The 5926-nt window shown below is 64.8% G+C and carries 6 protein-coding genes; 2 read left to right on the forward strand and 4 right to left on the reverse strand.

Features of this window, described 5'->3' with window-relative positions; all coding sequences use genetic code 11:
- Positions 1–5: 5 nt before the first annotated feature.
- Complete coding sequence (gene gcvPB / locus V5A53_RS12250) at positions 6–1442, reverse strand: aminomethyl-transferring glycine dehydrogenase subunit GcvPB (RefSeq protein ID WP_332313901.1); 1437 nt, start codon at positions 1440–1442, stop codon at positions 6–8.
- Entirely contained in the window at positions 1439–2767 is a 1329-nt protein-coding gene (gcvPA, locus tag V5A53_RS12255; RefSeq protein WP_332313902.1) for an aminomethyl-transferring glycine dehydrogenase subunit GcvPA, read from the reverse strand. The genes gcvPB and gcvPA overlap by 4 nt, the downstream gene beginning before the upstream one ends.
- A gap of 170 nt (positions 2768–2937) precedes the next feature.
- Here gcvPA and V5A53_RS12260 point away from each other — a divergent pair, with 170 nt between their 5' ends.
- A complete protein-coding gene (locus V5A53_RS12260; RefSeq protein WP_332313903.1) occupies positions 2938–3327 on the forward strand; it encodes a universal stress protein in 390 nt (129 codons plus the stop codon).
- 111 nt (positions 3328–3438) lie between these two features.
- Here V5A53_RS12260 and V5A53_RS12265 read toward each other — a convergent pair whose 3' ends face one another.
- Together V5A53_RS12265 and V5A53_RS12270 are read right to left on the reverse strand one after the other, a co-directional pair.
- A complete protein-coding gene (locus V5A53_RS12265; protein WP_332313904.1) occupies positions 3439–4704 on the reverse strand; it encodes an ornithine cyclodeaminase in 1266 nt (421 codons plus the stop codon).
- A 218-nt stretch (positions 4705–4922) separates the two neighbouring features.
- Positions 4923–5306: a hypothetical protein gene (locus V5A53_RS12270; RefSeq protein WP_332313905.1), complete on the reverse strand. Its 384-nt coding sequence runs from the start codon at positions 5304–5306 to the stop codon at positions 4923–4925.
- 120 nt (positions 5307–5426) lie between these two features.
- On the opposite strand from V5A53_RS12270, the gene V5A53_RS12275 reads away from it, so the two are divergent.
- Positions 5427–5879: an RDD family protein gene (locus tag V5A53_RS12275; RefSeq protein ID WP_332313906.1), complete on the forward strand. Its 453-nt coding sequence runs from the start codon at positions 5427–5429 to the stop codon at positions 5877–5879.
- Positions 5880–5926 lie beyond the last annotated feature (47 nt).

A 5926-nucleotide genomic window follows, 5' to 3' on the forward strand; every position in this document is an offset into this window, starting at 1 on the left:
GTACGCTATTCGTCGCCCAGCGCCTGCCAGGAGAGTCGCGGATTCCGGGCGGCAGTCACCTGGTCGATGCGGGCCGCGGCGGTGCGTTCGGGGGCGGCCTCCAGGGTTTCGTCGGCGTCACCGCGAGCGGCGTTGAACGCCGCCGCGAGTTGGTCGAGCGTGCGCTTGTTCTCGATCTCGGTGGGTTCGGTCATCAGCGCTTCGCCGACGATCTCGGGCCATTTGGTGGTCGGCGGGTGGACGCCGTAATCGAGCATGCGCTTTGCGACGTCGGCGGCGTCCTGCTCGCCAGCCGAGGCGACGAACTCGTGGTGGAACGGTCCGAAGGGCACCTCGTAGTCGACCTGTTCGGCGAGGTAGTTGGCGTTGAGGACGGCCTTCGCCGAGGCGTCCGACAGGCCCTCGTCGCCGAGGCGGGCGATGTAGGCGTAGGCCTTCACGAGGACGAGCCAGTTGCCCTGGTAGCCGTGGACCTTGCCGATGGAGTTGTCCGGTTCGTAGAGTTCGTAGCGTCCATCGGCCTTCCGAACGTGCGGGTCCGGCAGGAACTCGGCGAGTTCCTCGGTGACGCCGACCGGGCCGGCACCGGGACCACCACCGCCGTGGGGTGTGGCGAACGTCTTGTGGACGTTGTAGTGCATGACGTCGAAGCCCATGTCGCCGGGGCGGGCGCGGCCGAGCAGGGCGTTGAGGTTCGCGCCGTCGTAGTAGAGGAGGCCGCCGACGTCGTGGACCATGTCGGCGATCTCCTCGATATCACGCTCGAAGAGCCCGAGGGTGTTCGGGTTGGTGAGCATGAGCGCGGCGGTGTCCTCGGAGAGGGCGGCATCGAGGGCTTCCAGGTCGACACGGCCGTCTTCGGCACTCGGGAGCGTCACCACGTCGTAGCCTGCCATCGCCGCGCTGGCGAAGTTCGTGCCGTGGGCAGAGTCGGGAATGACGACTTCGCTTCGATCGTTGCCATTGGCCTCGTGGTAGGCCTTGGCGATGAGGATGCCGGCGAACTCCCCGGCGGCACCCGCGGGTGGCTGGAGGGTGACCGCATCCATCCCGCCGATGCGCCCCAGGTAATCCTGCAGTTCGTACTGGAGTTTGAGCGTTCCCTGCACGCTCCGTTCGGACCGGCCCGGATGGACCGACGCGTCGGGCAGGGCTGCGACGTCCTCGGTGAACTTGGGGTTGTACTTCATCGTACAGGACCCAAGCGGGAACGGCCCGGATTCGACCCCGTAGTTCATCTCGGAGAGACGGGTGTAGTGACGCGCGAGTTCCGGTTCGCTGAGGCTCGGCAACTCGACGCTGTCGCGGGTGAGGTCGTCGGGAAGCGAGGAGTCGACTTCGACCTCCTCGCTGTTCTTCTCCGAGAGGAGCGGTTCGTAGGTCTCGGCGTCCTCGACCCAGCGCGCCTGATCGTAGACGAGGGGATCGTTGTCGTCGGTCATCGTGCGGCCTCCTTGAACGCGGCGACGAAGCCGTCGATGGCGGCCTCGTTCGTCTCGGTCACACAGACCTGTACCTCGTGTTCGCCGACGGCGTGGACCGCATAGCCCGCGTTTTCGAGATCGGTGCTGATGGCGGAGGCGGGTTGGTCGGTTCGAGCGACGAACTCGCGGAAGTGGTGGCGGTCGTGGATCGGCGCGCGTACGCCGGCGATCTCGTCGAGGCGGTCGGCGAGGTCGCGTGCGCGAACGACGCAGTCCTCGGCGAGGTCGACGAGGCCGTCCGCACCGAGCCACGCGACGTGCATCGCGGTTCGGAGGGCGACCCACGCCTGGTTCGTACAGATGTTCGAGGTGGCGCGCTCCCGACGGATGTGCTGTTCGCGGGTCTGGAGCGTGAGCGTGTAGGCGCGGCGGCCGTCGTCGTCCTCGCTGGCGCCGACGAGGCGGCCGGGGACCTGCCGGAGGAAGTCCTCACGGCAGGCGAAGAGACCGAGACCCATGCCGTAGGCCGTCGGCAGGCCGAGCGTCGCGGCGTCGCCGACCACGACGTCGGCGCCGACGCTTGCGGGCTCTTCGAGCAGTGCAAGGGCGACGGGGTCGGACCCGAGGACGAACAGGGCGTCGTGGTCGTCGGCGAGCGTGCCGACCGAATCGAGGTTCTCCTCGATGGTCCCCCGAACCGTCGGGTTCTCGGCGTAGACGACGAGCGTCTCCTCGTCGACGGTATCGGCGAGCGCATCGGTATCGACGTTGCCGTCGTCCATCGGGTAGGACTCGACGGTGAGGTCGTGGCCCGCGAGGTAGTTCTCGAGTGTACCGCGACGGCCGGCTTGCAGGGACTCCGGGACGAGCACGCGCGAGCCGGAGGCCTCTCGGACGCGCGTCGCGAGCGTGGCGGCCTCGCCGAGGGCGGTCGCGGCGTCGTACATCGAGCAGTTGGCGACGTCGAGGCCGGTCAACTCGACGAGCATCGACTGATACTCGAAGAGCACCTGCAGAAAGCCCTGTGCGACCTCGGGTTGGTACTGGGTATAACTGGTCAGAAACTCCGAGCGAAGCGACAGGTGGTCGACCATCGAGGGGACGTAGTGGTCGTAGTGGCCCCGGCCGAGGAACTCGACGAGATCGTCGTTCTCGCCGAGCATTCGTCCGACGTGGGCCCGGACCGCCTGTTCGCTCCGCGCGTCGATACCAAAGGACCCGTCGAAGCGGACCTCCGCGGGGATGTCGAAGAGTGCCTCCTCGCGTTCCGCTCCGACCGCCGAGAGCATCGCTTCCGTCTCGGCGTCGGTATGCGGCGCGTAGGGGCTACCGTTGGCTGTCATAGGAAACTGAGCGTATCCGACCGTTACGCCGCATGGCTAATGATTGCCCCGATTCGGGACGCATCCAGTTGTATATCAAGCACTCTGTTTTTCCAAATATGTACAAGAACGTGATACCATCCATCGGTTCAGCGGTCGGTTTTAAGAGGGCTCCGGGCGACGATTCGAGTATGACGAAGTTCCTTGCAGCGACCGACAACGAGACGACCAGTAAGCGGCTCCGACGCTATCTCGAAGGTCGCATCAGCGACGGCGACACCGTCTACGTCGTCAATTCGAACGTCGGCGGTGACGAGACCTCGGACAAGAAGATCTTCGAGGGTGCGGACGCGATGGAGGAGCTCGCCGAGGGGCTGCCGAACGCGGAGACCCACCAACTCGTCCGGGGCAACGACCCGGAGACCGACATCAAGATGTTCGCCGACAAGCACGATGTCGACGAGATCGTCCTCGGTGTCCGACAGCGGAGTCGCACCGGGAAGATGGTGTTCGGCTCGACGGCCCAACAGGTCCTGCTCTCGTCGGACCGACCCGTCGTCTGCATTCCCCTGTCGAGCTAATCGCCATCGGCGACGGGTCGGCGACCGCAAACGGAGAGGCGTACCGGCAGGTGGCATAAAAGACGACACCGCGAGGCCGACGTGGACGCCGGGAGGTTCTTTTCAAGCCTATCAGTCGTCGAGTTCGACCGCACCCTCTTCGAGCAGGTTCTCCGCGAGGATGGGTACGAACGTCCCGATATCGGTCACCATACCGACCGCCTGCGCCGAGCCGCGGTCCAGCAGTTGCGTGACGGTCGCGGGATTGATATCGACACAGACGACTCGCGTCGTCGACGGCAAGCAGTTGCCCACCGCGACGCTGTGCAGAAGCGTCGAGAGCATGAGCACCATGTCGGCATCGCGTGCCTGCTCGCGAATGGCGTTCTGGGCCTCGACGGCGTCGGTAATCGTGTCAGGGAGCGGACCGTCGTCACGGATGGAGCCGGCGATGACGTAGGGCACGTCGTTTTCGACGCACTGGTACATGACGCCGGATTCGAGTTTGCCGCTCTCGACGGCTTCCTCGATGCCGCCTTCGCGGATGATCTCGCTGATGGCGTAGATGTGGTGTTTGTGGCCGTGGCGGGCGTGGTCCAGCGTCTCCGTGTTGACGCCGAGCGACGTGCCGTAGAGGTCCCGTTCGATGTCGTGGACGGCGAAGCCGTTTCCGATGGAGAGGCCGTCGACGTAGCCGTTCTCGACGAGGCGGGCGAGGTCCTCGCGGGCCCCCGAGTGGATGAGTGCGGGGCCGGCGACGACGAGGACGTTACCCCCCTCCCGTTTGGTCTCCTCGATGGCCTCGGCGATCTGCTCGATGGTCGATTCGGAGGGTCGTTCGCTGGAGATGCCGCCCTGCATGAAGCCGAAGGCACCCTCCTGTCCGCGGGGGCGTTCCGGCGGCTGGACGCGAATGCCCGCGTCGCCGGTCACGATGCGGTCGCCTTCCTCGATGGCGTTAAGCACCTTCGTGTACGCGCGGACGCCGGCGTCGTTGTCGACTGATTCGTCGGCTTCCACGATGACGGCACAATCCATCTCGATATCCTCGACCTCGATCCATTCGCCGTCGTAGCGGATCTGGGTCGGGTGGTTGGTCGTCGAGTAGAAGCCGTGCGGGACGACCTGGTCTTCGGGCGCTTCTTCGAGTTGGGCGTCGTTGGGGTCCGCCGGGTTCGCCCCACGCTGGTGGAGGTCGTGAACGATTTGCTGGAGGGTTTCCTCGTCGTCCGCAGTCACGAGCATCCGAGCGTACGATTCTTTGTCCTTCTGGCGGCCGATATCGAACTCCTCGACGTCGAAGGAGCCGCCGTGGTCCATGACGATGCTGAAGGCGGCCTCCATCATCCCCGAGTCGATGATGTGGCCCTCGAGTTCGACCACACGAGAGACGCTCATATCGATGGAGACGGAACCACCGGGTAAGTCGGTTGTGGGTCCGAGCCGACTCCCTCGCCGATGAGGCGTCGTCAGCACCCGAGCCTATCGCGGGAATTTGGGTCCAAATTGGGAGAATACTGAAGAGGGCAATCGGCCATCGTATAGATGGGTGCGAGTGGAGAAAGGGCCACACTGCACCCGACGAGAGGCACCCTGTCCCCAACCCTTACCCCGCTTTATTCGGCCCGGCGACACACGTGCCACGACGCGTCGGATTTTGTTACTAATCGCTCGTAGAGCGCCCGCAGTCCCGCCGAGTCGGTGTTCGGCAGGACGTGGAACTCGACACTTCCGTCACGGACCGCGACGCGGAACGTATCGCCGGTCTCCTCGTCGTGGACCAGATACAGCGGCATCGGCAGGTCGAACCAGTCGCCGTACCGGTAGGGCCCCTCGTCGAGCACCGACTCGACCAGCGACGCCAGTTGCGGGTCCTCGTAGTCGTCCGCCGGCGTCACCGAGAAGACGGTCTCTCCCTCGTATTCGACGCCCCCGCGCCGCGGATAGCGACGTACCGGGCGGTCAGAGATGGCGAACGTCGGCGTGTCGTCGTCGACCACAGGGTGGATACGGCGCGATATCGTTTAAATTCGCGGGCGATACCCCTTATAAATCAGCGAACCCCGCGAACGGTCCCGGAGTGAGTGGCATTTATTTCATCGCCGGGTGCAGAGATGTCCATGGTTTCCCTCGAACGACCGCAACCGGAGCTGGGTACCGAAGGCGACGTCGTGTTCAAGCGCATCGCGGCGTTCCTGATAGACGCGATCCTGTTCGGCGTCGTGTACGGCGTTCTGACCAGTATCGTCAGCGCGATCTCCGACACGTTGGGCGCTCTCGTCGGTGGACTGATCGGCATCGTCTTCTTCGCCTATTTCATCTACTTCGAGGCCGAATACGGCCAGACAGTCGGCAAGATGCTGCTGAATATCGTCGTCGTCACAGAGGACGGCGACCCCATTACCTACCGGGAATCCGCCATCCGAACACTCCTCCGTATCGTCGACGCGCTGCCGTTCTTCTACCTCATCGGTCTCATCGCCATCTACCTGACCGACCGGAACCAGCGACTCGGTGACCTGCTCGCCGACACGATCGTCGTGGAGACGAAAGAGAAGGTCGACCGCCTGTGATTTAAATACGAACACGCGGCCAGCCGTCCCGTGGTGTGACCACGGCC

Source organism: Natronomonas sp., from assembly GCF_036625485.1.
Taxonomy (GTDB): Archaea; Halobacteriota; Halobacteria; order Halobacteriales; family Haloarculaceae; genus Natronomonas.

Bases quoted from the DNA above. Each gene is read 5' to 3' on its own strand.
- gcvPB (WP_332313901.1), bottom strand. From the start codon at position 1,442: ATGACCGACGACAACGATCCCCTCGTCTACGATCAGGCGCGCTGGGTC.
- gcvPA (WP_332313902.1), bottom strand. From the start codon at position 2,767: ATGACAGCCAACGGTAGCCCCTACGCGCCGCATACCGACGCCGAGACG.
- V5A53_RS12260 (WP_332313903.1), top strand. From the start codon at position 2,938: ATGACGAAGTTCCTTGCAGCGACCGACAACGAGACGACCAGTAAGCGG.
- V5A53_RS12265 (WP_332313904.1), bottom strand. From the start codon at position 4,704: ATGAGCGTCTCTCGTGTGGTCGAACTCGAGGGCCACATCATCGACTCG.
- V5A53_RS12275 (WP_332313906.1), top strand. From the start codon at position 5,427: ATGGTTTCCCTCGAACGACCGCAACCGGAGCTGGGTACCGAAGGCGAC.